Below are 23,903 nucleotides of genomic sequence, written 5' to 3'. Positions count from 1 at the left end.
CATGATGTGCGGGACATGAGTGCGGATATGAGTGACGGGAAAGGGACCGACCATGGCTGAAGAAGGCAAGATGACCGACCTGACCAAGATGTCGGGCCCGCAAAAGGCGGCATCCTTCATGCTGGCCATTGGCGAGGAACATGGCCGGGTCATCTGGGAATCGCTCAGCTCTGACGAGGTGAAGGAACTGTCCCAGCACATTTCCGCCCTGGGCCAGATCGAGGCCCGCGTGGTGGAGGAACTGTTTGTGGACTTCGCCTCCCAGGTCTCCACCGTGGGCAATCTGAACGGCTCCTTCGACAGCACCGAACGGCTGCTCAAAAAGATCATGCCGGAAGACCAGGTGGGCCAGATCATGGACGAGATCCGCGGCCCCGCCGGGCGCACCATGTGGGACAAGCTGGGCAATGTGAACGAAGTGGTGCTGGCCAGTTATCTCAAGAACGAATATCCGCAGACCGTTGCGGTGGTGTTGCAGAAGATCAAGCCGGAACATGCGGCGCGCGTTCTGTCCGTACTGCCGGAAGACTTTTCGATGGAAGTGGTCATGCGGATGCTGCGCATGGAAGCGGTCCAGAAGGACATTCTGGACAAGGTGGAGCAGACCCTGCGGGTGGAATTCATGAACAATCTGGCGCGCACCAGCCAGCGTGACAGCCACGAGACCATCGCCGAAATCTTCAACTATCTGGATCGCGCCTCGGAAAGCCGCTTCCTGTCCGCGCTGGAAGACCGCAACCGCGATTCCGCCGAACGCATCCGGGCGCTGATGTTCACCTTCGAGGATCTGGCCAATCTGGACCCGCAAGGCGTACAGACGCTGCTACGCAATGTGGACAAGGACAAGCTGGCCGTCGCCATGAAGGGCGCCAGCGACACGCTCCGGGATCTGTTTTTCTCCAACATGTCGGAGCGCGCGGCCAAGATCCTGCGCGAGGACATGGAGGCCATGGGGCCGGTGCGCCTGCGGGACGTGGACGAGGCGCAGATGGAAATGGTCAACAAGGCCAAGGACCTGGCGGAAGCCGGCGAAGTCCTGCTGTCGGACAACAAGGGCGAAGACGAGCTGGTTTACTGATGATCGGCACACAAGGGGCGATAACGGCATGACCAAGGCGGTCAAATTCCAGTTCGACCGAAACTTCGAAAGCCAGGGGCATTCCCAGCTCGAAGCGGAAGTGGCACGGCTGCGCCAGGAGGTGGAGACCACCCGGCAGCAGGCCTTTCAGGACGGCCTTTCTCAGGGGGTGGAACAGGGCCGGCAGGAAGCCCTTGCCAGCATAGAGAAAGCCACCGAGGAGGCGCTGGGCCACCTGTCCGGGGTGACGCGGCAACTGTTCGACGAGCGCGCGGCACTGGTGGACAGCCTGAAACGGGACATGGTGAGCCTGACCCGCGCCATCATCAACAAGATGGCCCCGTCGCTCGCCAATACCAACGCCACCGACGATATCGAGCAGCTGGTGTCGGACTGTCTGGAAACCGCACTGGCGGCGCCGCGCATCACCGTGCGGCTGAACGAGCAGGTGAAGGAACAGATCGAACCCCGGCTGCATCAACAGGCCGAGCGACTGGATTTCGGCGGCGAACTGGCGGTGACCACGGACCCGTCCCTGTCGCCACAGGACATGAGCGTCCAATGGCCGGACGGCAGCCTGGTTCGGGACATGGACGCCATCCATCAGGGCATTTCCAACGCGCTCGAATCCTTTCTGGGAGAGGAAGACCCGCTCGCCGATCTGGAAAACCGGGCGACACCGGAAGAAACCTCCACAACCGGGGGCGAGAACCGGAGCGAGGCCGAGGGCGACGGCGAGAGCGACACCACGGGCGAGAGCGAAGCCGAGGGCGAGAGCGACACCCGAAGCGATGGCGACAACAAGCAATGACCAACCCGGCCAGGGCAACAGGATGAAGGGCAGCATCTATGGCTGAAGACGAACAGGATCAGGGGGACGGCAATGGCGGCGCAGGCATGGGGCTCGACGATGTGAGCTCCAGCGACGACCGCGCGCCGGACCTGGCCAAGAAGGCGGATCAGGAACAGCGCGCCGCGTCGGACCTGGAGCCGGTCTATGACGTGCCGGTACGGGTTCAGGCGGTGCTTGGCAAATCGAAGCTGGAAATCAGCCAGCTTCTGAAGCTGGCGCCCGGCGCCGTGGTGGAGCTGGACCGAAAGGTGGGTGAGGCCATCGACATTTATGTGAACAACCGGCTGGTGGCGCGCGGCGAGGTGGTGCTCGTGGAAGAGCATCTGGGCGTCACCATGACGGAAATCATCAAGCTGGACGACAACTGATGCTGACCGGGCCGCGCCTCGTAAACGCCCGGCGCATCCCCGTGGTGGGGGGCGCTTCATGAGTACCGTGATTGGCATGTTCGTGGCCTTTGCCCTGGTTGTCACCGCCATCTGGATCGGCGGTGACCCGCTGGCCTTTCTCAATGTTCAGGGCGGGCTGATCGTCGTGCTCGGCACCTTCGCCGTCACGGCCATCAGCTTCCCGCCGGGTGACATGATCCGCCTGCCGCGCGATGTGTTCGTGCTGCTGCGCCACGGCCAGAAAGACCCGACGCAGGAAGCGCTGACCGTGCTGCGCCTGGCCAATGAAGCCCGCAAGGCCGGCGACCTGAAAAAGATGGAAGCGCTGGTGCCCCGGCTGCGGCACCGGCCCTTTCTGGCCAAGGCCATGCAGTTGGTGGTGGACGGCAGCCAGGCGGACGAGATCGAGCAGATGCTGCGGCGGGAAGCCAGCTCCACATCGTCCCGCCACATGCAGGCGGTGGATTTCCTGCGCCGGGCGGGGGATGTGGCCCCGGCCATGGGCCTGATCGGCACGCTGATCGGGCTGGTGAAGATGCTGGGCAGCCTGGACGATCCCTCGCAGATCGGCCCGGCCATGGCGGTGGCGCTGCTGACCACCCTGTACGGCGCCCTGCTGGCGCATCTGGTGTTCATTCCGCTGGCCGCCAAGACCGAGCATTGCACCTCGGAAGAGGCGCTGGTGAACAATCTCTATGCCATGGGGGCGGCCTCGATCGGGCGGCGGGAAAACCCGAGGCGGCTGGAAATGCTGCTCAATACCATCCTGCCGCCGGCCAAACAGGTGAAATTCTTCAAATAGCCGCGGCGCCAGGGGCCATGCAGGGCCCGCGCGCGGAAGACGCAGACGGAGAAAGACCATGCGACTGCTGATTGTTGGAACACTGGACGGGCAACTGGGAAGTGCCAGCCGCATCGCCATGGAGCGGGGCGCGCAGGTGACCCACGCACCGGACGAGGAGCGGGCGCTCGCCATTCTGCGCAATCAGGGCGCGGACCTGCTGATGGTGGAAGTCTCGCTCAATATCGGGAATCTGGTGGAAAAGCTGCGCCAGGAGCATTTCTCGCTTCCGGTGATCGCCTGCGGCATCGGGGCGGACCCCAAGGCCGCCGCCAGCGCGATCCGCAACGGGGCCAAGGAATATGTGCCCCTGCCCCCGGAGGCGGACATGATCGCCGCCGTGCTTCAGGCAGTGTCCCAGGACGATCAGTCCTTCATCTATCTGGACCCGATCATGAAGAATGTGGCGGCGCTCGCCGAACAGGTGGCCCCCAGCGAGGCCAGCATATTGATCACCGGCGAAAGCGGTACCGGCAAGGAAGTGATGGCCCGCTTCATCCATCAGAAAAGCCACCGCGCCAACAAGGCGTTCGTGGCGGTGAACTGTGCGGCCATCCCGGAAAACCTGCTGGAATCGGAATTGTTCGGCCATGAAAAGGGCGCCTTTACCGGCGCCGTGGCCCGCCGGGTGGGCAAGTTCGAGGAAGCCAATGGCGGCACCCTGCTGCTGGACGAGATTTCCGAGATGGACGTGCGCCTTCAGGCCAAGCTGCTGCGCGCCATTCAGGAGCGCCAGATCGACCGGGTGGGCGGCACCAAGCCGGTGGACGTGGATATCCGCATCATCGCCACCTCCAACCGCCACATGCAGGAGGAGGTCAAGGCCGGCAATTTCCGCGAAGACCTGTTCTTCCGCCTGAACGTGGTCAATATCCAGGTGCCGAGCCTGCGGGACCGCCCCCAGGACGTGCGCGCCCTGGCCCAGCATTTCGCCAACAAATATGCCGACGTGAACTCCATGCCGGATCGCAAGCTGTCGGAAGACGCGCTGACCATGCTGACCCGGCATGACTGGCCCGGCAATGTGCGGGAGCTGGAAAACACCATGCACCGCGCCGTCTTGCTGGCCACGGGGAACGAAATCGGCACCAATGCCATTCTGCTGCCCGATGCCAGCGGCAATATGGCCTATGCCCAGCACCACGCCTTCGAGGATACACCCGCCAGCGACGGGGGAGCGGGCGGTGAAACCACTGAGGGCGGCGAAGCCAGCCTGGTGGGCCAGACCGTGGCGGAGGTGGAAAAGCAGCTCATCATCGACACGCTGAAGCACTGCCTCGGCAACCGGACCCATGCGGCCAACATATTGGGCATCTCCATCCGCACGCTCAGGAACAAGCTGAACCAGTACCAGAACGAAGGTATGCGTATTCCCGCCCCCGGCGAAGGCGGCGGCCAGCAGGCCCCGGTATAGGCACCGCGATGAACACCGCCCCGCGGTACCGCCGCGCGCGGCCTTTGACGGATTGAAACATGAGTGACAGCGCAGGCAATGAAACCACCGAAGGCGGCCAGGCAGCGGGCCAGGGCGGCGGCGTGAATCTGGGCGCCCTGTTCGCGCCGCTCAGAAGCACCGATGTGGGCTTCGCGCTCGGCTTCGTGATGATCCTGCTGGTGCTGATCCTGCCCATGCCCGCCATGCTGCTGGACATGATGCTGGCGATCAGCGTCACCTTTTCGGTGATGATCCTGATGACCACGCTGTTCATCGAAAAGCCGCTCAATTTCAACAGTTTTCCAAGCGTTCTGCTGGTCGCCACCATGTTGCGCCTGTCGCTCAATGTGGCCTCCACGCGCCTGATCCTGTCGGAAGGCCATACGGGCACGGACGCGGCGGGCGCGGTGATCGAGGCGTTCGGCGCCTTCATGATGGGCGGCAGTGTGATCGTGGGCGTGATCGTCTTCATCATTCTGGTGATCGTCAATTTCATCGTCATCACCAAGGGGTCTGGCCGGATCGCCGAAGTGGCCGCCCGCTTCTCGCTGGATGCCATGCCCGGCAAGCAGATGGCCATTGACGCGGACATGTCCGCCGGCCTGATCGACGAACAGGAAGCCAAGGAACGGCGCCTGGAACTTCAGAACGAAAGCAATTTTTTCGGCTCCATGGACGGCGCGTCCAAATTCGTGCGCGGGGACGCCGTTGCCGGGCTTCTGATCACCGGCATCAACATCATTGGCGGCATATTGATCGGCATTGTCATGCAGGACATGTCGTTCGAGGACGCGCTGAACAACTATACCATCCTGACCATGGGCGACGGCCTGATCTCACAGATTCCGGCGCTCATCATCTCCACCGCCGCGGGCCTGCTGGTGACCAAGGCGGGCATGGACCAGAAAACCAACGAGGCCCTGATCGGCCAGCTCACCGCCTATCCCCGCGCACTGGGGGTTTCCAGCGGGCTGTTGCTGGCCATGGGCTTCCTGCCCGGCCTGCCCTTTGTGCCCTTCACGCTGATGGGGGGAACGCTGGGCTACACCGCCTGGTATCTTTCCCGCCGCCAGGCCGGCGATGTGGCCGCCGAGGCGGAGCGCGCCCTGGTGGAACAGCAGCAGGCTGACAGCACCCCGCAGGAAGAGCCCATCACCACCGCCCTCGCCATCGACCAGTTGCGGCTGGAGCTGGGCTATGGCCTGCTCACCCTGATCAATGACGACAACGGATTCCGCCTGACGGATCAGGTGAAGGCCCTGCGCCGGCAACTGGCCAGCGAAATGGGCTTCGTGATGCCGTCCGTGCGGATTCTGGATAATATGCAGCTTGGCTCGAACACCTATGTGCTGCGCGTCAAGGAAACGGAAGTGGGCCGCGGCGATGTGCGCCCCGGCATGTTGCTGGTGATGGACCCGCGGGGCGAACCGGTCCAGATTCCGGGCGAATCCACCACGGAGCCCGCCTTCGGCCTGCCCGCCACCTGGATCGACGGGGGCAGCCAGGAAGAAGCGCAGTTCCGCGGCTATACGGTGGTGGATGCGGCCACGGTGATCACCACCCATCTGACCGAGGTGATCAAGGACAACATGTCCGAACTGCTCAGCTATGCCGAAACCCAGAAACTGCTGGACGATCTGAGCGGCGAGCACCAGAAGCTGCTCTCGGACATCGTTCCCGCCCAGATCACCACATCCGGCATTCAGCGCGTGCTTCAAACCCTGCTGGCCGAGCGGGTCTCGATCCGGGACCTGTCCACCATTCTGGAAGGCATCGCCGAGGCCACGGGCTTCACCCAGAACATCACCCAGGTCACGGAACATGTGCGCACCCGCCTAGCACGCCAGCTTTGCGCCACCAATCAATCAGCGGAAGGCTTCGTGCCCCTGCTGACCCTGTCGCCCCAGTGGGAACAGGCCTTTTCGGAAAATCTGGTCGGCCCCGGCGAAGACAAGCAGCTTGCCATGCCGCCCAGCCAGTTGCAGGAATTCATTGGCGCCGTGCGCATGGCGTTCGATCAGCAGGCGGATCGCGGCCAGAACCCGGTGCTGCTCACCAGCCCGCTGGTGCGGCCCTATGTGCGGTCCATCATCGAGCGTTTCCGCCCCGCCACCGTGGTGATGAGCCAGAACGAAATTCACCCTCAGGCAAAAATTCAGACCCTTGGACAGATCTGATCAGAGCGTGTAAAGAAAAACCATCATCGGGTCGCACATCATGCCTTTCTTTGCGCGTGCGCCCGTCCACCTTCAGTCGGGTTGACGCCTAAATGCGGTTAAAGACATTCCACGCCCAGTCCATGAGCGAGGTGATGGAGATGGTCCGCCGGGAAATGGGACCGGACGCCATCATCATTTCCAGCGAGGAAGGGCGCGACGTGGGCGGCGTGCGCGTCACCGCCGCGCTTGAGGCCGGCGCCACCCCGCCGCCGCCGGAAACCACCCCGGAGCCGGACCAGACCCCCAGCGAGTTCGAGGTTTCGCACCCGCTGCCCCGAAGCAAGGACTTCGACCAGGCGGACGTGACCGCCGTGCTCAACCATCACGCCATTCCCTATGCCACGGGCAGCCACCTGACCGAGGCGGTGGAGGCGGTGGAAGGCGGCACCCTTGTGGAAGCCTTTGCCGACGCGCTGGATACGGTTCTGCGCTTCTCCCCGCTGACCGATGCCACCGCCCGCCCCATCATGCTGGTGGGGCCGCCGGGCGTGGGCAAGACCATCTGCGCCGCCAAGCTGACGGCGGACGCGGTTCTCCACGAGCGAACCATTACACTGATCTCCACCGACACGGTGAAGGCCACCGGCATTGCGCAACTGGACCATTTCGCCAGGCTGATGCGGCAAAAGGTGGTACAGGCGGATACCCCGGAAGACCTGGCCAACGCCCTTCAGGGCGGCCACCGGGTGGGCAATCTGACCCTGATCGACACACCCGGCGCCAACCCGTTCGACATTCAGGAACTGGAACTGCTGCTGCGCTTCACCCGCGCGGTGGATGCGGAACCCGTGCTGGTGATGCCCGCCGGGCTGGACCCCACGGACGGGGAGGAGATCGCGGAGGTCTTTTCCCGCATGGGCTGCCAGCGCTTCATCGCAACCCGGCTGGATGCCGCGCGGCGCTATGGTAACCTGATCACCGCCGCGCGGCCCGGCAGGCTCGCCATGGCCGCCATCAGCCGCAGCCCCTTTGTGGCGGAAGGGCTGGAAACCGCCTCCCCCATGGCGCTGGCCCGCCTGCTCACGGCTTTGCCCAAAGGGCGCGGCGCCGGGAATGACAGCCAGCCGAAACGCGACCAATAGCCGAAAGAAAGTCAAGCCAGACATGACCACAGACACAGCACACAAGGACGCAGAACAGGCGCAGCGCCGGCTGATCACCGTGGCCTCCGGGAAGGGGGGCGTGGGCAAGACATGGGTGTCCGTCACGCTGTCACAGGCGCTGGCTTACATGAACCGGCGCGTCCTGTTGTTCGATGGCGACCTGGGGCTCGCCAATGTGGACATCCAGCTCGGCCTGATGCCGGATCGGGACCTGGGCGACGTGATCTCAGGCCAGCGGACCATGCGGGACGTGATCGACAGCCACAGCGCCAAGGGCGACCCCATCGGCTATGATATCGTGCCGGGCAAATCCGGTTCCGGCGCACTGGGCCAACTGGCCCGCCAGAAGCTGGAATCCATGCGCGGCGACCTGATCGACCTGGCCAGCGACTATGATCATGTGCTGCTGGATCTGGCCGCCGGGGTGGATCAGTCCGTGACCACGCTTTCCCACCACAAAGGCAAGATCCTGACCGTGATGACCGGCGACCCCACATCGCTCACCGATGCCTATGCCTTCATCAAGCTCACCGCCATGCGCAACCCCAAGGCGGATATCATGATCGTGGTGAACAATGTGGCGGACAAGCGCTCCGGGGAACGGGCCTATGAGGCCATCAAGCGTGCCTGTGAAGGATTTTTGAAGATTTCTCCGCCGCTTGCCGGTATCATACGCTCAGACAGCCGGGTTGGCGACAGCGTGCGGGCACAGGTGCCGCTTCTGGCGCGCCATCCGCAATCGGAAGCGGCGGCGGACATCAAGGCGCTCGCCGGTCGGCTGACAAAAGGAAGCTGAGGGGCGCCCCTGCCCGCGTTTCAAGGACCCTGCGCCCCCATTGCCATTGATGCGGGAAGTCTGCGGCCATGAGCGAATTTTCCGGGCCGCCGCCCAGCGAAGGCCATACCCGCGCCGTGCGGGAGCCGCTGGAAACGGTTCGAACCAGGCGCGATCACCAGCAAAACCCGCCACCGGAGCGGGACGGCGGCTCTCATGCCCGGCAGGAGAGTGATCCCGGCCAGTCCGGCAGCAGGCCGCATCCGCACCGGGACCCGGCGGTCTCGATCGCGGCGGCCACCGCCCATCTGGATCGCGGCGACAGCATGGCCGTAACCGTGGTTCGGCTGGACAGCGAAAACCGCCCCATCGTGGACAGTGCCGCCATGCGGCTGGCGGTGGAAGGCGGCCCCGAACTGGCGCCGGGCGACCGGGTGGAAATGATCATCACTGAGGCGGGCCACGCGCTTGCGGGGCGCTTGACCGCGCATAACAGTCGCCCGCTGGACCCCGCGCCCAGGGTGGACCTGACCGTCATCAGCCTTCATGCGGGCGCGCCGCCGCCGGAGGGGGTAGAGCCGCTGCCCGGCCAATCCCCGCATGACCAGCCCGCGCACGGCCCGGTCGCGGCCCACCCCACGCTGACCTATACCCGGCGCGCCCTGCCCCGTGGAGCGGACCAGCTTCCCCCCACCGGGTCGCGGGACAGTGCCCGCGCCGACCAGCCCGCTGCGTCCATGGACACGCAGCAGGCGCGCCTGCGGGCCGCCCATACGGCCTACAGCCATTTTGCCGCAATTGCCGCCCCCGGCGGCGAACGCACCGATGGCACACCGCCCGGTGAAACCGCGCGCCCCTTGCCGGCAGCGCCGCTAACCCTGCCCGCCTTCACCGAAACGGGATACGCCCGCGCCCTGCATCTGCTTCCCGCGGATGCGGCGGCCAGCACCCCGCCCGATACCGACACGCAGGTGATTCGCACGGTGGAAACCGCCCGTCCGGCGGAGGTGGCGGCGCTGGCCGAAACGCCCGATCACACGGCCCCGCCCCCCATGCTGAAGCTGACCACGGATCGGCAACGCTTGTTCATGCCCGCCGAAACCGTGACCCCGCTGGTGGGGCAACAGGTACGCATCACCGAAACGGACCCGCAGGCCGCCGCCGAAGCGCTGGTGCGCCGCATGACGGAAGACCCCGGCCCCACGGGCCTCGCCACCCCATCCGCGCCCGCAGCGGGGAAAGCCACACCGCCCGCCCTGACCCTGGCGGATGCCACCCTGCGCCCGACCCGCAGCCCCATGCCCCCGGCAGAGCCAGACCCCGTGCGGGCCGATTACTGGCCGCCGGACAGCCCGCCGCCACAATCGTCGGTGACCGTCACCGATGTGCGCATACGGCCCGCAGAGGGGGCGGCGCCCGCACAGGCCGCCGAAAGATCGGCACAACGCGCGGACATACCAACCCACAGCACCGGAAGGCCGGCCAGCGCGGCGCCGCCCCCCGGCAGCGCAATGCCCGGCCTGATCGGGCCGGTACCCGTTGTGCTGACTCTGGCGGACGGACGCAGCCTGATGGCCAGCGTACCCGCCGCCGCCATGCCTGAGGCCGGTGGCCATGTGGAGATCACCGCCCCGCGAGACTCATTCCCCACCACGGGCAGCCTGCCCGTGGGGCGCCTGGCGGAACAGTGGCCCGCCTTCCGGGAAGCGGTGGCCACCCTAGGCGGTCTGGATGCACCCGCCTCGGCCAGTGGCGCGGCGGGCGGGCCAGCGGGCGGCGCACCCGGCGACGCCCATGCCGGATCGACCGAAGCGGGCGTGCCCCCGGCAGCCCCCCAAAGCGCTTTACCCCAAAACACTTCGGCGCCGCTTTTCGCATCGTCCGGCGGGACGGACCCGGCCACTATGGCGGCGTCCACGGGCGGCATCCCCGCCGTGGCGGCGGACCTGGCAGCCCGCAGTGCAAGCGGCGGCGGGCGGCTTGCCAACAGCCTGCTGTTCTTCATGGCCGCGCTTCGGGGCGGATCGGTGGATCAATGGATCGGCGAGCAGGCCCGGCAGGCGCTGCAACAATCGGCGCCGCGCCTGCTGGAACGGCTGCGCGGCGATGTGGGTCGCCTGATGCGGCTTGCCGGGCGCGTGGAAAGCCGCCGCGACGGGGAGACACGCGGCGACTGGCGGGGCTTTTTCCTGCCCCTTGATGCGGGCCAGAGCGGCGCACCGCTTCTGGCCGTGTTGAGCCCTGACGGCGGGGAGGATGACCACCACGACGGGGAAGACCCCTGCATGGCGGGCGAAAAACGGTTCCTGATCGAAACCCGTTTCACGGCTTTTGGCCCCACCCAGCTTGATGGCCGCTGGGGCCGGAATCAGTTGTCCCTGATCCTGCGCGCCAGCGCCGCCCTGCCCGATGACCTGAAAACCCGGCTGCCGGGCCTGCTGGCGGACACGGCATCGGCGGGCGGCTTCAGCGCCCGCCTGACCATTGAAGACAACGCACCGCTCTCGCTGGTCAGCGACCGCCTTCTACAAAGCACGCCTGCGTGAGCGGTAAAAAAACAGCCCCAAACCCGCACCAACGCCGCCTCTACCGCCATCCCGCCACTGCGCGGGATGAGCGGAGGCCACAAGCGTGGCCCGCCGCCCCTGCGGCGCCCTCGCAGAGCGCGTGCGCAGCACGCTTGCGTGAGCGGTAAAAGAGCCGGGCCGCGCAAGCGGCCAAGGCGTGAGCGGCAAACAAACAGCCCCAAACCCCCACTCGGCGTTGCCTCTACCGCCATCCCGCCACTGCGCGGGATGAGCGGAGGGCGCGACCGCGCCCCGCCGCCCCAGCGGCGCCCTCGCGGAGCGCGTGCGCAGCACGCTTGCGTGAGCGGTAAAAGAGCCGGGCCGCACAAGCGGCCAAAGCTTACAATCAAACATCCCCACCGTGCTGCTGGACCACGGTGAAGCCCTCGAATTTCGGGCCGCCCAGATACATGTGCTTGTTGGCGCCCGCATTGCGGTGGGCTTCGGCGAAGGCTTCCGATCGAGTCCAGGCGCGGAAGGCGTCTTCGCTTTCCCAGACGGTATGGGAGGAATAGAGCGTGTATTCATCCGCTTCCGGGCCGCGCAGCAGATGGAATTCCCTAAAGCCTTCCATCTCGCCCAGATAGGTGTCCCGCTCGCGCCAGACACGTTCGAAGTTCTCTTCCTCTCCCTTGACCACCTGAAAGCGGTTCATGGCAATAAACATGGGATCAGTCCTTTCCTGTTTGTGGGTTGGTTGGTGTTTGAAGGATGTGTCAGACGGCCGGTTCGGCTGGCGCCGTCCGTGGCACGGGCACCAGAACGGACGGGCCGTCCGGCACCTTTGCAAGGGTCATGTCCAGCTTGAAAACCGATTTCATCAGGCGCGGGGTCAGCACGCCGTGCGGCGGCCCGTCCGCCACCATGCCCCCCTGGTTCAACACCACCGCGCGGTGGGCAAAGGCCAGCGCCAGATTGGGATCGTGCAGCACCACGCAGACCGCCGCGCCCGCGCGGGCCAGGTCTTCGGCAACGCCCAGCACGCTTTGCTGGTGGGTCAGGTCCAGATTGTTGGTGGGCTCGTCCAGAAACAGGACCGGCGGCACGCGGGGCGCCCCGTCCCCCGGTCGGGCGGTGCCGAGGGGGCCGATCTGGGCGAGCGCACGGGCCAGATGAACGCGCTGTTGCTCACCGCCGGACAGGGTGGTCATGATTCGCCCGGCCAGGTCCGTCACATGGGCCTGGTGCAGCGCCCATTCCACGATGCCCTGGCTGTCAGACGCACTTTCCAGCCCCATATAGGGGTCGCGGCCCATCATCACCATGTCCACCGCCCGCATACCCGGCGCGGGCGGCGGCATCTGGTCCAGCACGGCGCGGCGCCGGGCCAGCGCCGGGCCGGGCCAATAGGCCAGGGGCCGCCCGCCCAGCATGACCGCCCCCCTGTCGGGCGTGCGAGCACCGGTCAGCAGCCCCATCAGGCTGGACTTGCCCGCCCCGTTGGGTCCGAGAATGGCGGTGACCTGTCCCGGCGCAAGGCGCAGCGAGCAATCGTCCACCAGCGCGCGGCCCCGGTGCAAAAGGCTGACCGAGCGGGCTTCCATCATGATGCGGCCCCTCGCGCCTTGCGCCGCAAGAGCAGCCAGAAGAAAAACGGCCCGCCCACGGCACTCGTGATCACGCCAATGGGCAGTTCCGCGGGCAGCACCAGCGTGCGCGCCAGCCCATCGGCCAGCAATAGCAGGGCAGCGCCCATCAGGGCCGCGCCGGGCAGTAGAAAGCGATGATCAGCCGTGATCAGCAGCCGGACGATGTGGGGCACCACCAGCCCGACAAATCCGATCACCCCGGTCAGGGAGACCGCCGCCCCCACACCCAACGCCACCAGCACCACGGCGCGGCGCTTCAGCCGGTCCACGGGATGGCCCAGATGGCGGGCGCCCGTCTCCCCCATCGCAAGGGCATTGAGCCCGCGCGCCAGGCCCGGCAACAGCAGCAGCGGCAACCCCAGAAAAGGCAAGGCCAGCGCCAGTGCCGACCAGTCGGCCCCCGCCGTACTGCCCAGCATCCAGAAAGTGAGATCGCGAAGTTGCTGGTCGGTGCTGGCATACATGGCCAGCCCCAGCCCGGCGCCCGCAACCGCATTGAGCGCCACACCCCCCAGCAGCAGGGTGCCCACATCGATCGCACGCCCCACCCGTGCCAATCGCATCACCAGAATGGTGGCCCCAAGGCCACCGCCAAAAGCCGCCAGCGGCAGCAGAAAGGGCATGATCGCGGGCGGCAGGGCGGGCAACCAGCTTCCCGCCACGATCACCAGCGCCGCCGCCAGCGCCGCGCCACTGGAAATGCCGATCAGGCCGGGGTCCGCCAGTGGATTGCGGAACAGCCCCTGAAGGGTGGCCCCGGCCACGCCCAGCACAGCGCCGGTCATCAGGGTCAGCACGGCGCGCGGCAGGCGAATCTGGTAAAAGACCGCTTCCCGCGCCCCGTCCAGCGCGGCGCCGGGCAGGCCCAGCCGATAGGCCATATCGGACAGGATGGCCGATACGGACAGGTCCATCGCCCCGATGGTGAGCGCCGACAGAAAAGCCACGCCCAGCACCAGCACCAGCGCCCGGAAGCCGAGCCGGTGGCGCCGGGCGGCGTGTGCCATCAGCGCCCCCACCCTGTTCATGCGCGGGGCGGATGGCATGGCGCGGGCGCGGGCCATCATCGGGCGGCCTCCCGTTCCGGCAGGGTGTCGATGGCGGCGGCCAGATCGCGCACCGCGCCCGGCGTGCGGGGGCCGAAGCCCAACAGGCGCAGTGCATCCATCACCACCACACGCCCGGCTTGCGCCGCCGCGCTGGCGCGAATGGCGGGCCGGTTCAAAAAGGCATCCCGCCCGCCCATGCGCGCAAGGGAGCCTGCGTCAACCAGTAGATAATCCGGCTGAAGGCGCAGGATTTCTTCCGCCGACAGGGATTTGTAGCCCTGAAACCCGCTGGCCGCATTAACCCCGCCCGCCAGCCGGATCATGGCCGCCGCGCTGGTGCCTTCCCCCGCCGCGCGCGGGGCGCCGCGCCCGGCGGAAAGAAAGAACAGAACCTGGGGCCTGTCATTCACCTGAGGCGGAAACGGCGCAAGGGCCCCGGCCAGTTCCCGCACCAGCGCATCCGCCGCGCCCTCGCGGCCCAATGCCGCGCCCACGGCGCGTATCTTGTCCTTCAGGCCCGCAATGCCCGGCTCGTCAGGGATCATGTGCACGGGCGTTCCCGCCGCCCTGATCTGATCCAGCACGGCGGGCGGCCCCGCATCATCGCTGGCCAACACCATATGCGGCCCCAGCGCCAGGATCGGTTCCGCGGACATGCGGCGCAGATAGCCCACATTGTCCAGCCGCGTCACGGCTTCGGGATATGTGCTGGTGCTGTCCACGGCGATCAGCCTGTCCCCCGCGCCGAGAGCGTGAACGATCTCCGTTACCGCGCCGCCCAGCGATACCAGCCGACCCGCCTGCGGGGACGGGGCTGAAGACGGGGCGGCCGAAACGGCGTGGGCGAGGAAGGCGCCCCCCAGAAGCCAGAAGGCGGCGACCATCAGGCGGGAAAACTTGAAACGGGACATCGGAAACCTCCTGCGGGGATCGGATTGGCGCGTCTGGTGTTTGATATTAGGAATCATTCTTGATTGCAATGGATAATTCATAGTGATAATGACTCGCAAAAATCAGAGCCCACAACCGGAATGAAGGATAAAATCATGAGGAAACACCCCGCTTCCCGCCGATCCGCCCGCCTTGCCGCTCTGGCGCTGGGCACGGCGCTCGCCGCGCCGGTCACCATGGGTCCGGCCACCATGGCCGCCGCCGCCATGCAGGGGCTGGAAACCATTACCGTGGTGGCCACCCGCACGGAAAAGCAGGCTTTCGAGGTGCCGAAAATGGTTTCCGTGCTGGACCGGGATTTCATCAATGACCGCATCCCGTCCACCATGGGCGACCTGTTCCGGGGCATTCCGGGTGTGCAGTTCGGCAATGGGCCACGGCGCACGGGCGAGGTGCCCAGCATTCGCGGCCTGTCCGGCGCGGGCGTGCTGATTCTGCTGGATGGTGCGCGGCAGTCCTTTCAATCCGGCCATGATGGCCGATTCTTTCTGGACCCGGACCTGGTGGCCCGCGCCGACGTGATCCGGGGGCCGTCCTCGTCCCTGTATGGCACGGGCGCGCTCGGCGGCGTGATGGCGTTCGAGACCCTGGATGCCAGGGATATGCTTCAGGACGACGAAACATGGGGCCTGCGCCTGCGCACCGGTTTTCAGGGCGTCAACAATGAATGGATGACCGGGGCCAGCGCCTTTACGCGCCAGGGCGACCTAGACCTGGTGGGCAGCCTGACCCTGCGCGGCAGCGGAGATATCGCGCTGGGCGACGGATCAAGCCTGATGGCCGACGACGATATCGCCAGCGGCTTTGCCAAGGCCAGCACCAACCTGTCCGACTGGGCACGGATCGAGGCCAGCTATACCCGCTTCCGCAATGATGCGCTTGAGCCCAACAACGGTGATGTGGGCAGCCGGGTAAGCCCGGACAACCCGCTGGTGGACAAGACCATCACCAGCGATAATCTGCGCACCCGGCTGACCGTCAATCCCGAAAGCGCGCTGGTGGATGCGGATCTGGTGGCCTATTACACTCGCACCGACGTGGACGAGACCGAGGTGAACAGTGGCCGCGACCTGACCCGCGAGGTGGAGACGATCGGGCTCAGGCTGGACAACCGCTCCCGCTTCGACCTGGGCGGCGCGGACCTGACCCTGACCTATGGCGGCGAGTTGTTCCGCGACGAACAGACCGGTTTCGACAGCACCTCCCCCGACAATACCCGCGGCGGCGTGCCGGATGCGGAAACCGAATTCGCCGCCGCCTACGCCCAGGCGGAACTGGACTGGTCAACGGACATCGGACGCTTCCTGCTGATACCGGGCGTGCGCTATGATTATTTCAAAAACACCGACGCGGAGGGCCTGAGCGACAGCACGGACGATGTAACGCCCAAGGTGGCCTTCACCTATCGCCCCGGCGGGCCGCTGATGCTGTTCGCCAATTATGCGGAAGCCTTCCGCGCGCCCAGCTTCAACGAAGTGTTCGCCGATGGCATCCACTTCCAGATTCCCGTGGGGCCGTTCGCCACCGCGCCCAACTTCTTCATTCCCAATACGGACCTGTCCCCGGAACGCTCCGACACGGTTGAATTGGGCGCCGGGCTCAGCTTCACCGATCTGATCACCGGCAATGACCGGCTGTTCATCAAGGGGTCCGCCTATCAAAGCGATGTGAACGGCCTGATCGATCTGGAGGTGAACGTGGCCCTGAGCCCCGGTTGCTTCAGCCCGGTGGCGGGCCCCTGCTCCGCCGGGACCAGCCGCAATGTGAACACCGACCGCGCCCGCATCGAAGGCATCGAGGCGGAACTGCAATATGACAGCCCGCAAGGCTATCTCTATGCCAGCTATACCACCATGGACGGGCGCGACCGGGAGTCGGGGGATTTTGTGGGCGTGCTGCAACCGGAAACCCTGTTTCTCGATGGTGGCGTGCGCCTGTTGAACGGCACGGTCCAGCTTGGCAGCCGGCTTGAAATCACCGGCGCCCTGAACAAGGTGAACGATCCCGCGCTTCGGCTGGACAGCTTCACCAAATGGGATGTTTATGCCAACTGGAGCCCGGCCATTCCCGCGCTGAAAGGCATTCGGCTGGATCTGGGCGTGGACAATCTGACCGACGCCAGCTTTGCCCGCGTGGCACCCGGCGCCGTCGCCCCCGGCACCAATGTGAAGGCGAGCCTGCGCTATCGCGTCGGCTTCTGATAAACGGCCCAACAGCGTATCGGGGCGGTAATCGGGGACCGCCCCGACCAGCGCCCGGTCGGGGTGTGGCTGGGTTACAATGTTCCCAGGCGCGCTCTGGCCGGGTGACCGCCGGACTGCGGCCCCAGCTTGCGATAAACCTGATCCAGCGCCTCGCTGAGCGCCTGAACGCAATAATCGGCCTCGGCCTCTTTCAGGATAAAAGGCGGGCACAGCACGATGGTATTGCCCGTGGGGCGCACGATCACGCCACGGGTCAGCGCGGTCTGGGACACCTGATTGCACACCGCCATTTCCAGCGGATACTGGGTGCGCGTGTCCTTGTCCCTGACCAGTTCGATGGCCGCCATCAGGCCCTTGCAGCGCACCTCCCCCACCAGCGGATGGCTTTCAAGCTGCACCAGCTTGGCATGGAAATAAGGGCCGATCTGGTCGCGCACCCGTTCCACAAGCTGATCCCGTTCCAGTATGTCCATGGTGGTGAGCGCAAGCGCGCAGCTTACCGGATGCGCCGATGTGGTGAAGCCGTGGCTGAAGCCCTGATGATAATTGGTGATGGTCTCGACGATCTCGTCCGTTACCACGGCGGCACTGATCGGGGCGGCGCCGGATGCCATGCCCTTGGCCAGGGTCATCATGTCCGCCTGAAAGCCAAAGGTTTCCTGGGCGAACCAGTGACCGGTGCGGCCAAAGCCGGTGATCACCTCGTCAGCGATCAGCAGCACATTGTATTTCCGGCAGATGCGCGCCACTTCCGGCCAGTAGCTGTCCGGCGGTACGATGACGCCGGTGGTGCCCTGGATCGGCTCCCCGATAAAGGCGGCCACCTCTTCGGGGCCTTCTTCCAGAATGCGCTGCTCCACGCTGGCGGCGGCCTTCAGGCCGAATTCCTCCGGGCTCATATCGCCGCCATAGCGATACCAGAAGGGGCTGTCGGCAAAGCGCACCTCGTCCCCCTCAATGCCAAAGGGTTTGATCATCTGCTCCACGCCATTGAGCGCCGTAGTGGCGATGGTGGAGCCGTGATAGGCCAGATCGCGGGAAATGATGATGCGCTTTTCCGGCTGCCCCTTGGCCCGCCAGTAAAGCAGCGCCAGCTTGAGCAGGGTCTCGTTCGCTTCCGACCCGCTATTGGCGAAAAACACTCGGTTGAGCGGCCCCGGCGCCCGTGCCGCCACCCGCGCCGCCAGGCTGGCGGCATAAGGGTTGGTGGTGGCGGCAAAGGATTGATAATAGCTGAGCTGGGTCATGGCCTCCTTCGCCGTTTCAGCCAGTTCCTCCCGGCCATACCCCAGGATCACATTGGCCAGCCCGGCCATCATGTCCAGCAGCCGGATGCCCTGGCCCGAAATGAAGCAGTCCACCCCGCTGTCGATCACGAAGGGCGGCGCGGCCTTCAGTGCGGCAGGGTCGGTGAAGGGGTGCAGATGATGGACCCGGTCCAGCCCCTGCATCCGCTCCACCATTTCCATCAGTTTCCGATAGCGGGCCTTGCCCGACTCGTCGTCCATGGCTGTGCCACTCCCCCTTGGCCGGGCCTTGCCCGGTTCACTTCGATACGCCGGGAAGGCCGGTGAAAGCTCTCAATCCCTGCTCGTCCAGCGCTGCCTGTTCGGCCTTTTCGGCCTTGGCCTTCTCACGCGCCTGTTCGCGTTCCCGCGCGGTCTCGAATGTCTTGAGTTCGCGGAAAGCCTCGGCCACCTCGTCCCGCTTCGTTTCCAGCACCTCGTCCGCCGCGGCCAGATCATCGCGCAGCGCCGCATCGCGCCTGCGGGCGCCGTCCAGATAGGCCCCCATGGTCAGGGCCGCTATGTCGCCGGTGTTTCGGGCTTCCGCCGTCAGTTCCTCGGCGAGCGCCGTCAGCCGGGCCACGATGGCCTCCCGCTTTTCCTCCAGCGCCGCGAGCTCCCGGCGCTTGGCATCCAGTTCCCGCTTGCGCAGGCGGATGATGCCGTCCAGCCGACTCATGCCTTACCTCCGGCAACCGGTGCCCCCAGCGATTCCAGCGCCTGCGCCGCCGGGCCCAGGCGCAGGATATCCGCCAGCTTCTGGTACCCCTCCGCCATGGGGGTGTGATCATCCTTCCACTGGCCGAGAAAATCCTCGAAATAGGGGTTGTACTGGATGGCGGCGTCCACCTCCGCATTGCTGCCCTGACGATAAGCGCCAAGGCGGATCATCTCTTCCATGTCCGCATAGGCCGACATATAGCGCTTGGCCTCCCGCACGATCAGGTTCTCATCGTCGGAATTGCAGCGCGGCATGGTCCGGCTGATGGACTTGAGCACATTGATGGCCGGATAGCGGCCCCGCTCGGCAATGGCGCGCTCCATCACGATGTGGCCATCCAGAATACCGCGCACGGCGTCCGCCACCGGTTCGTTATGATCATCCCCTTCCACCAGAACGGTGAACAGGCCGGTGATATTGCCGCTGCCGCGCGGGCCGGGGCCAGCACGCTCCAACAGCTTGGGCAGTTCCGTGAACACGGTGGGGGTATAGCCCTTGCTGGCGGGCGGCTCCCCCCCTGCCAGACCGATTTCCCGCTGGGCCATGGCGAAGCGGGTCACGCTGTCCATCAGGCACATCACTTCCTTGCCGTCATCGCGGTAATGTTCCGCCAGTGTCAGCGTCAGATAGGCGGCCTGGCGGCGCATCAGGGCGCTTTCATCCGACGTGGCGACCACCACCACCGAACGGGCCAGCCCTTCCTCCCCCAGGTCGTCCTCGATGAATTCCTGCACCTCCCGACCCCGCTCGCCGATCAGGCCGATCACGGATATATCCGCCGCCGCATAGCGGGCGATCATGGACATCAGCACGGATTTGCCCACGCCGGACCCGGCGAAAATCCCCATGCGCTGCCCGGCGCAGCAACTGGCAAAGGCATTGAGCGCGCGCACGCCCAGATCGATCTTGCCCCCCACGCGCTGACGGCTGTGGGCGGGCGGCGGCGGCGACCGCAGCGCCGCCGGGCGGGTGCCGCCACCGATCGGGCCCTTGCCGTCCACCGGTTCGCCAAAGGCATTGACCACCCGGCCAAGCCAGGCTTCGCTGGGATGGACCACGGGCTGGCTCTCCACCACCTCGGCGCGGCAACCGACGCCGATGCCCTCCACCGGGCCATAGGGCATGGCCAGCACACGATCCCCTTCCGCGCCCACCACTTCCACCGGCACGCCGCGGTCATCCTGTGTGGTCACGATCAGCCGGGAGCCCACGCTCACAAGCTGGCTGATTCCGGCAAGCTCCAGCAACAGCCCGCGCACGCCCTTGACCCGGCCAAACTTGCGCACGGCGCGCAGCGACGTGATGTCCTGAATCAGTCCATCCAAAACCCGGCCCTTTCAGACAGAGGTGCGGAGCGCCCCACCGCGAGTCGCCCGTGTTTTCCATGGTATCCCCATCACCGCCGGGCATCAATACGGCCCTAAGACCCTGTGGTGGCAGCGGGCATCCCATTGGCGCGGTTCAGCCTTGTAAAAGTGTTAACTTTTTGCGTAAAATTCTAATAGGGGACGCGCTTCCGGGAATGGGGCGGTGTGACACCCGATGCAAGGGACACACCGTGGAACGCGACACCAGGAAACAGCCGGGCACTCACCCCGAAGGGGCGCGGCGATCTCAGGGGATCCGAAAATGCGTGTTTTGCTGATCGAAGATGACGCCACCATGACCCGCAGCATCGAACTGATGCTGTCCTCGGAAGGGCTCAATGTTTTCAGCACCGATCTGGGGGAAGAAGGCCTGGATCTGGGCAAACTGTACGATTACGACATCATCCTGCTGGACCTGAACCTGCCGGACATGCACGGCTATGACGTGCTGAAAAAACTGCGCGGTTCAAAGGTGGGCACACCGATTCTCATCCTGTCCGGGCTCACGGAAATGGAAAACAAGGTGCGCGGGCTGGGCTTCGGGGCGGACGACTACCTGACCAAGCCATTCCACAAGGAAGAGCTGGTGGCTCGGATTCAGGCCATTGTGCGCCGCTCCAAGGGGCACAGCCAGTCGGTGATCACCACCGGCGACCTGACCGTGAATCTGGATACCAAAACCGTCAATGTGGGCAAGGAACGGGTGCACCTGACCGGCAAGGAATACGCCATGCTGGAACTGCTGTCCCTGCGCAAAGGTACCACCCTGACCAAGGAAATGTTCCTCAACCATCTCTATGGTGGCATTGATGAACCGGAACTGAAAATCATCGACGTGTTCATCTGCAAATTGCGCAAGAAACTGGCGTCAGCGGCGGACGGCCACAATTATATCGAAACCGTCTGGGGCCGGGGCTATGTGTTGCGCGACCCGGATGGCGAGGAAGCGGAAACCCCCGATCCCCAAGCCGCCGAACTGGCGGACAGCGCGTCACCTGCTTAAAATTTGATTTCACGCACCCCGCACGCTTTGCGTGCGGGGTGTTTTCGCTCACGCAAGCGTGCTGCGCACGCGCTCCGCGAGGGCGCCGCATTGGCGGCGGGCCACGCTTGTGGCCTCCGCTCATCCCGCGCAGTGGCGGGATGGCGGTAGAGGCAACGCCGGTGCAAGCGGGGCGCGGGGGTGTTTCCGCTCACGCAAGCGTGCTGCGCACGCGCTCCGCGAGGGCGCCGCATTGGCGGCGGGCCACGGTCGTGGCCTCCGCTCATCCCGCGCAGTGGCGGGATGGCGGTAGAGGCAACGCCGGTGCAAGCGGGGCGCGGGGGTGTTTTCGCTCACGCAAGCGTGCTGCGCACGCGCTCCGCGAGGGCGCCGCATTGGCGGCGGGCCACGCTTATGGCCTCCGCTCATCCCGCGCAGTGGCGGGATGGCGGTAAAGGCAACGCCGGTGCAAGCGGGGCGCGGGGGTTTTAGAAGCCCATCAGTTCCTCGGCCTGCCCGGCGCTCGGCACATACAGGCCGCGTTGGCCGCGCACGGGCCGGAAAGCATCGGTCAGGCCCAGAACGGTTTCCGCCGCGCCCAGGAACAGGGCGCCATCCTTGTTCAGCAAGGCTCCCATACGGTCCAGCACGTCCTTTTTGGTATCCTGATCGAAATAGATCAGCACATTACGGCAGAAAATCACGTCAAAGGCGCCCATGCCGATGAACCGATCCAGCAGGTTGAATTTCTTGAACTGAACCATGTTGCGGATGTCATCGCTGATCTTCCACACATCCCCGTCCTGTTCGAAATATTTGATCAGCATCTGGATCGGCAGGCCGCGTTGAACCTCGAACTGGCTGTAGTGGCCGCGCCGCGCCTTGTCCAGCACCTCCCCCGAAATGTCGGTGCCGACAATCTCGATTCGCCAGTCTTTCCATTTGTGCCATTGCTCCCGCAGGGTGATGGCCAGCGAATAGGGCTCCTGCCCGGTGGATGCGGCGGCGCACCATATGCGCAGGCGCTTGGTGTTCTTGCGCGCGTCCGCCAGCCCCGGCAGCACATGATCCCGGAAGATATTGAACGGCGTATTGTCCCGGAAGAAGAATGACTCATTGGTGGTCATCGCCTCGGTAACTTCGTCGATCAGCTTGGGATCACGACGGGACCGAAGGCGGCCAACCAGCGCATCGAGGCTGTCCAGCCCCTGTCGGCGAGCCACCGGAGTCAGGCGGCTTTCCAGCAGATAAACCTTATCGGGATTGATGGTCAGGCCGGACTGCTTTTTCAGGAGGCCGGCGATGAAATCGAAATCATCGGCTTTCATGTCAGCTCCCCTCTGGCCCGTGCGGCCACCAGATCACCCAAATCCTCCAGCGGAAGAACATTGCTGCACAGCCCGGCAGTGGCCACCGCACCGGGCATTCCCCAGACCACGCTTGTGGCTTCGTCCTGGGCGACCACCGTGCCGCCAGCACGCACCACTTCGCGCGAGCCCTTCAGGCCGTCATGCCCCATGCCGGTCAGTATCACGGCCAGCACCCGATCACCATACACGTCCACAAGGCCGCGGAACATCGGGTCCACAGCCGGGCGGCAGAAATTTTCCGGCGGTGTTTCCGTCAGGCGCAGACGAACCACGCCGCCTTCTTTTTCCGGCACCAGATGCTTTCCCCCCTGCGCCACATACACATGACCGGCGTGCACTTCCTCGCCGTCAATGGCTTCGCTGCACGGCCAGCCAGTGGCCTGGCCGATATGATTGGCCAGAATGGCGGTGAAGGTGGCGGGCATATGCTGGGTCACCAGCACCGGCACCTTCGGCGCCGCGCTGAAGCGGGCAAAGAATTTCATCAGCGCCTGCGGCCCGCCGGTGGAAGACCCCACGCCGATCACCTGCGGCCTGTAGCTGGACCCCTTGCGCAGGGTAACCGGGCCGGATCGATCCGGGGCCCGTTCCCGCGCCGGCGCGGCGGCCGCCGGCTCCGACACAACGGGTCGGGACCGCTGCCGCGCGGTTACGAACCCACTGGCGCGATCATTGGCGGGCGCCGCCCTGGCGGAAGCGCCGGGCAGCTTTTCCCCCCGCCGGTTGCGGCGACGCTTGGCCCACACCTTGACCTTTTCCACCAGCTCCGTGCGGAAATCGATATTGGAATTGACCGACCGCGCCGTTTCGGGCTTGGGCACATAATCCACCGCGCCGCTTTGCAGGGCGCGCAGGGATATATCCGCATTCTTCTTGGTCAGTGTGGATGCCATGACCACCTGCACGTCCGGCTGCTGCGCCAGCAGCCGGGGCAAGGCTTCCATGCCATCCATGACGGGCATCTCGATGTCCAGCACCACCACTTCGATGGCGTTCGCTTCCAGTTGGCGCAGCGCGACCGACCCGTTACTGGCCGTGGTGACAACCTGAATTTCAGGGTCTTCTTCCAGATAACGGGTCAGAAATCCGCGCACAATGGCGCTGTCGTCCACCACCATCACGCG

General features: G+C 65.5%; 20 protein-coding genes. 11 read left to right on the top strand and 9 right to left on the bottom strand.

Annotated elements, in window-relative coordinates:
- The first annotated feature begins 52 nt into the window (after positions 1–52).
- The 9 genes from fliG (at position 53) to WGH93_RS03230 (ending at position 11,239) form a co-directional block, all read left to right on the top strand.
- A complete protein-coding gene (fliG, locus tag WGH93_RS03270; RefSeq protein ID WP_374763422.1) occupies positions 53–1,078 on the top strand; it encodes a flagellar motor switch protein FliG in 1,026 nt (341 codons plus the stop codon).
- Positions 1,079–1,106: 28 nt separating this feature from the next.
- Positions 1,107–1,889, top strand: a complete 783-nt coding sequence (locus tag WGH93_RS03265; protein ID WP_374763421.1) for a FliH/SctL family protein — start codon at positions 1,107–1,109, stop codon at positions 1,887–1,889.
- Between the two features lie 38 nt (positions 1,890–1,927).
- On the top strand, positions 1,928–2,299 hold the full coding sequence (gene fliN / locus WGH93_RS03260; protein ID WP_374763420.1) for a flagellar motor switch protein FliN: 372 nt from the start codon (positions 1,928–1,930) through the stop codon (positions 2,297–2,299).
- 58 nt (positions 2,300–2,357) lie between these two features.
- A complete protein-coding gene (locus tag WGH93_RS03255) occupies positions 2,358–3,122 on the top strand; it encodes a motility protein A (protein WP_374763419.1) in 765 nt (254 codons plus the stop codon).
- A gap of 58 nt (positions 3,123–3,180) precedes the next feature.
- Entirely contained in the window at positions 3,181–4,575 is a 1,395-nt protein-coding gene (gene flbD / locus WGH93_RS03250; protein ID WP_374763418.1) for a sigma-54-dependent transcriptional regulator FlbD, read from the top strand.
- A 59-nt stretch (positions 4,576–4,634) separates the two neighbouring features.
- Complete coding sequence (gene flhA / locus WGH93_RS03245; protein ID WP_374763417.1) at positions 4,635–6,773, top strand: flagellar biosynthesis protein FlhA; 2,139 nt, start codon at positions 4,635–4,637, stop codon at positions 6,771–6,773.
- Between the two features lie 92 nt (positions 6,774–6,865).
- The gene (locus WGH93_RS03240; protein WP_374763416.1) at positions 6,866–7,897 is read left to right on the top strand and encodes a flagellar biosynthesis protein FlhF; all 1,032 of its coding nucleotides are present in this window, start codon (positions 6,866–6,868) and stop codon (positions 7,895–7,897) included.
- 22 nt (positions 7,898–7,919) lie between these two features.
- On the top strand, positions 7,920–8,714 hold the full coding sequence (locus WGH93_RS03235; protein ID WP_374763415.1) for a nucleotide-binding protein: 795 nt from the start codon (positions 7,920–7,922) through the stop codon (positions 8,712–8,714).
- Positions 8,715–8,782: 68 nt separating this feature from the next.
- Positions 8,783–11,239: a hypothetical protein gene (locus WGH93_RS03230; protein WP_374763414.1), complete on the top strand. Its 2,457-nt coding sequence runs from the start codon at positions 8,783–8,785 to the stop codon at positions 11,237–11,239.
- 367 nt (positions 11,240–11,606) lie between these two features.
- Here WGH93_RS03230 and hmuQ read toward each other — a convergent pair whose 3' ends face one another.
- From hmuQ to WGH93_RS03210, 4 genes are read right to left on the bottom strand one after another with little or no spacing between them, the layout of a single operon-like run.
- Complete coding sequence (gene hmuQ / locus WGH93_RS03225; RefSeq protein ID WP_374763413.1) at positions 11,607–11,927, bottom strand: heme-degrading protein HmuQ; 321 nt, start codon at positions 11,925–11,927, stop codon at positions 11,607–11,609.
- A gap of 49 nt (positions 11,928–11,976) precedes the next feature.
- Positions 11,977–12,807 (bottom strand): ATP-binding cassette domain-containing protein, encoded by an 831-nt coding sequence (locus WGH93_RS03220; RefSeq protein ID WP_374763412.1) that lies wholly within the window; start codon positions 12,805–12,807, stop codon positions 11,977–11,979.
- Entirely contained in the window at positions 12,804–13,913 is a 1,110-nt protein-coding gene (locus WGH93_RS03215; RefSeq protein ID WP_445530149.1) for a FecCD family ABC transporter permease, read from the bottom strand. The genes WGH93_RS03220 and WGH93_RS03215 overlap by 4 nt, the downstream gene beginning before the upstream one ends.
- Entirely contained in the window at positions 13,913–14,809 is an 897-nt protein-coding gene (locus WGH93_RS03210; RefSeq protein ID WP_374763410.1) for a heme/hemin ABC transporter substrate-binding protein, read from the bottom strand. Before WGH93_RS03210 ends, WGH93_RS03215 begins: the two co-directional genes overlap by 1 nt.
- A gap of 135 nt (positions 14,810–14,944) precedes the next feature.
- Here WGH93_RS03210 and WGH93_RS03205 point away from each other — a divergent pair, with 135 nt between their 5' ends.
- On the top strand, positions 14,945–17,050 hold the full coding sequence (locus WGH93_RS03205) for a TonB-dependent receptor domain-containing protein (protein WP_374763409.1): 2,106 nt from the start codon (positions 14,945–14,947) through the stop codon (positions 17,048–17,050).
- A gap of 74 nt (positions 17,051–17,124) precedes the next feature.
- On the opposite strand, the gene WGH93_RS03200 is transcribed toward WGH93_RS03205, so the two are convergent.
- The 3 genes from WGH93_RS03200 to fliI are packed head-to-tail and all read right to left on the bottom strand — an operon-like array spanning position 17,125 to position 20,385.
- Positions 17,125–18,561: an aminotransferase gene (locus WGH93_RS03200; protein ID WP_374763408.1), complete on the bottom strand. Its 1,437-nt coding sequence runs from the start codon at positions 18,559–18,561 to the stop codon at positions 17,125–17,127.
- 37 nt (positions 18,562–18,598) lie between these two features.
- Positions 18,599–19,018 carry a flagellar export protein FliJ gene (gene fliJ / locus WGH93_RS03195; protein WP_374763407.1) on the bottom strand — a complete coding sequence of 140 codons (420 nt, stop codon included), beginning with the start codon at positions 19,016–19,018 and terminating at the stop codon, positions 18,599–18,601.
- The gene (fliI, locus tag WGH93_RS03190) at positions 19,015–20,385 is read right to left on the bottom strand and encodes a flagellar protein export ATPase FliI (protein WP_374763406.1); all 1,371 of its coding nucleotides are present in this window, start codon (positions 20,383–20,385) and stop codon (positions 19,015–19,017) included. Before fliI ends, fliJ begins: the two co-directional genes overlap by 4 nt.
- 304 nt (positions 20,386–20,689) lie before the next feature.
- On the opposite strand from fliI, the gene ctrA reads away from it, so the two are divergent.
- Positions 20,690–21,430 carry a response regulator transcription factor CtrA gene (gene ctrA / locus WGH93_RS03185; RefSeq protein ID WP_374763405.1) on the top strand — a complete coding sequence of 247 codons (741 nt, stop codon included), beginning with the start codon at positions 20,690–20,692 and terminating at the stop codon, positions 21,428–21,430.
- Between the two features lie 467 nt (positions 21,431–21,897).
- Here ctrA and WGH93_RS03180 read toward each other — a convergent pair whose 3' ends face one another.
- On the bottom strand, positions 21,898–22,737 hold the full coding sequence (locus WGH93_RS03180) for a CheR family methyltransferase (RefSeq protein WP_374763404.1): 840 nt from the start codon (positions 22,735–22,737) through the stop codon (positions 21,898–21,900).
- On the bottom strand, positions 22,734–23,897 hold the full coding sequence (locus tag WGH93_RS03175; protein ID WP_374763494.1) for a protein-glutamate methylesterase/protein-glutamine glutaminase: 1,164 nt from the start codon (positions 23,895–23,897) through the stop codon (positions 22,734–22,736). The genes WGH93_RS03180 and WGH93_RS03175 overlap by 4 nt, the downstream gene beginning before the upstream one ends.
- Positions 23,898–23,903: the final 6 nt, after the last annotated feature.

The sequence above is a fragment of the Yunchengibacter salinarum genome, from assembly GCF_037658235.1.
Lineage (GTDB): Bacteria > Pseudomonadota > Alphaproteobacteria > Sphingomonadales > Kordiimonadaceae > Yunchengibacter > Yunchengibacter salinarum.
Note: the sequence above shows the minus strand (reverse complement) of the source record. Positions and strands in the feature narration are given on the sequence as shown.

Bases quoted from the DNA above. Each gene is read 5' to 3' on its own strand.
- WGH93_RS03175 (WP_374763494.1), bottom strand. From the start codon at position 23,897: ATGGTGGTGGACGACAGCGCCATTGTGCGCGGATTTCTGACCCGTTAT.
- fliG (WP_374763422.1), top strand. From the start codon at position 53: ATGGCTGAAGAAGGCAAGATGACCGACCTGACCAAGATGTCGGGCCCG.
- flhA (WP_374763417.1), top strand. From the start codon at position 4,635: ATGAGTGACAGCGCAGGCAATGAAACCACCGAAGGCGGCCAGGCAGCG.
- ctrA (WP_374763405.1), top strand. From the start codon at position 20,690: ATGCGTGTTTTGCTGATCGAAGATGACGCCACCATGACCCGCAGCATC.
- flbD (WP_374763418.1), top strand. From the start codon at position 3,181: ATGCGACTGCTGATTGTTGGAACACTGGACGGGCAACTGGGAAGTGCC.
- WGH93_RS03180 (WP_374763404.1), bottom strand. From the start codon at position 22,737: ATGAAAGCCGATGATTTCGATTTCATCGCCGGCCTCCTGAAAAAGCAG.
- WGH93_RS03230 (WP_374763414.1), top strand. From the start codon at position 8,783: ATGAGCGAATTTTCCGGGCCGCCGCCCAGCGAAGGCCATACCCGCGCC.
- fliN (WP_374763420.1), top strand. From the start codon at position 1,928: ATGGCTGAAGACGAACAGGATCAGGGGGACGGCAATGGCGGCGCAGGC.
- WGH93_RS03215 (WP_445530149.1), bottom strand. From the start codon at position 13,913: ATGGCCCGCGCCCGCGCCATGCCATCCGCCCCGCGCATGAACAGGGTG.
- WGH93_RS03220 (WP_374763412.1), bottom strand. From the start codon at position 12,807: ATGATGGAAGCCCGCTCGGTCAGCCTTTTGCACCGGGGCCGCGCGCTG.
- WGH93_RS03255 (WP_374763419.1), top strand. From the start codon at position 2,358: ATGAGTACCGTGATTGGCATGTTCGTGGCCTTTGCCCTGGTTGTCACC.
- WGH93_RS03235 (WP_374763415.1), top strand. From the start codon at position 7,920: ATGACCACAGACACAGCACACAAGGACGCAGAACAGGCGCAGCGCCGG.
- WGH93_RS03240 (WP_374763416.1), top strand. From the start codon at position 6,866: ATGCGGTTAAAGACATTCCACGCCCAGTCCATGAGCGAGGTGATGGAG.
- WGH93_RS03200 (WP_374763408.1), bottom strand. From the start codon at position 18,561: ATGGACGACGAGTCGGGCAAGGCCCGCTATCGGAAACTGATGGAAATG.
- WGH93_RS03205 (WP_374763409.1), top strand. From the start codon at position 14,945: ATGAGGAAACACCCCGCTTCCCGCCGATCCGCCCGCCTTGCCGCTCTG.
- hmuQ (WP_374763413.1), bottom strand. From the start codon at position 11,927: ATGTTTATTGCCATGAACCGCTTTCAGGTGGTCAAGGGAGAGGAAGAG.
- WGH93_RS03265 (WP_374763421.1), top strand. From the start codon at position 1,107: ATGACCAAGGCGGTCAAATTCCAGTTCGACCGAAACTTCGAAAGCCAG.
- fliJ (WP_374763407.1), bottom strand. From the start codon at position 19,018: ATGAGTCGGCTGGACGGCATCATCCGCCTGCGCAAGCGGGAACTGGAT.
- WGH93_RS03210 (WP_374763410.1), bottom strand. From the start codon at position 14,809: ATGTCCCGTTTCAAGTTTTCCCGCCTGATGGTCGCCGCCTTCTGGCTT.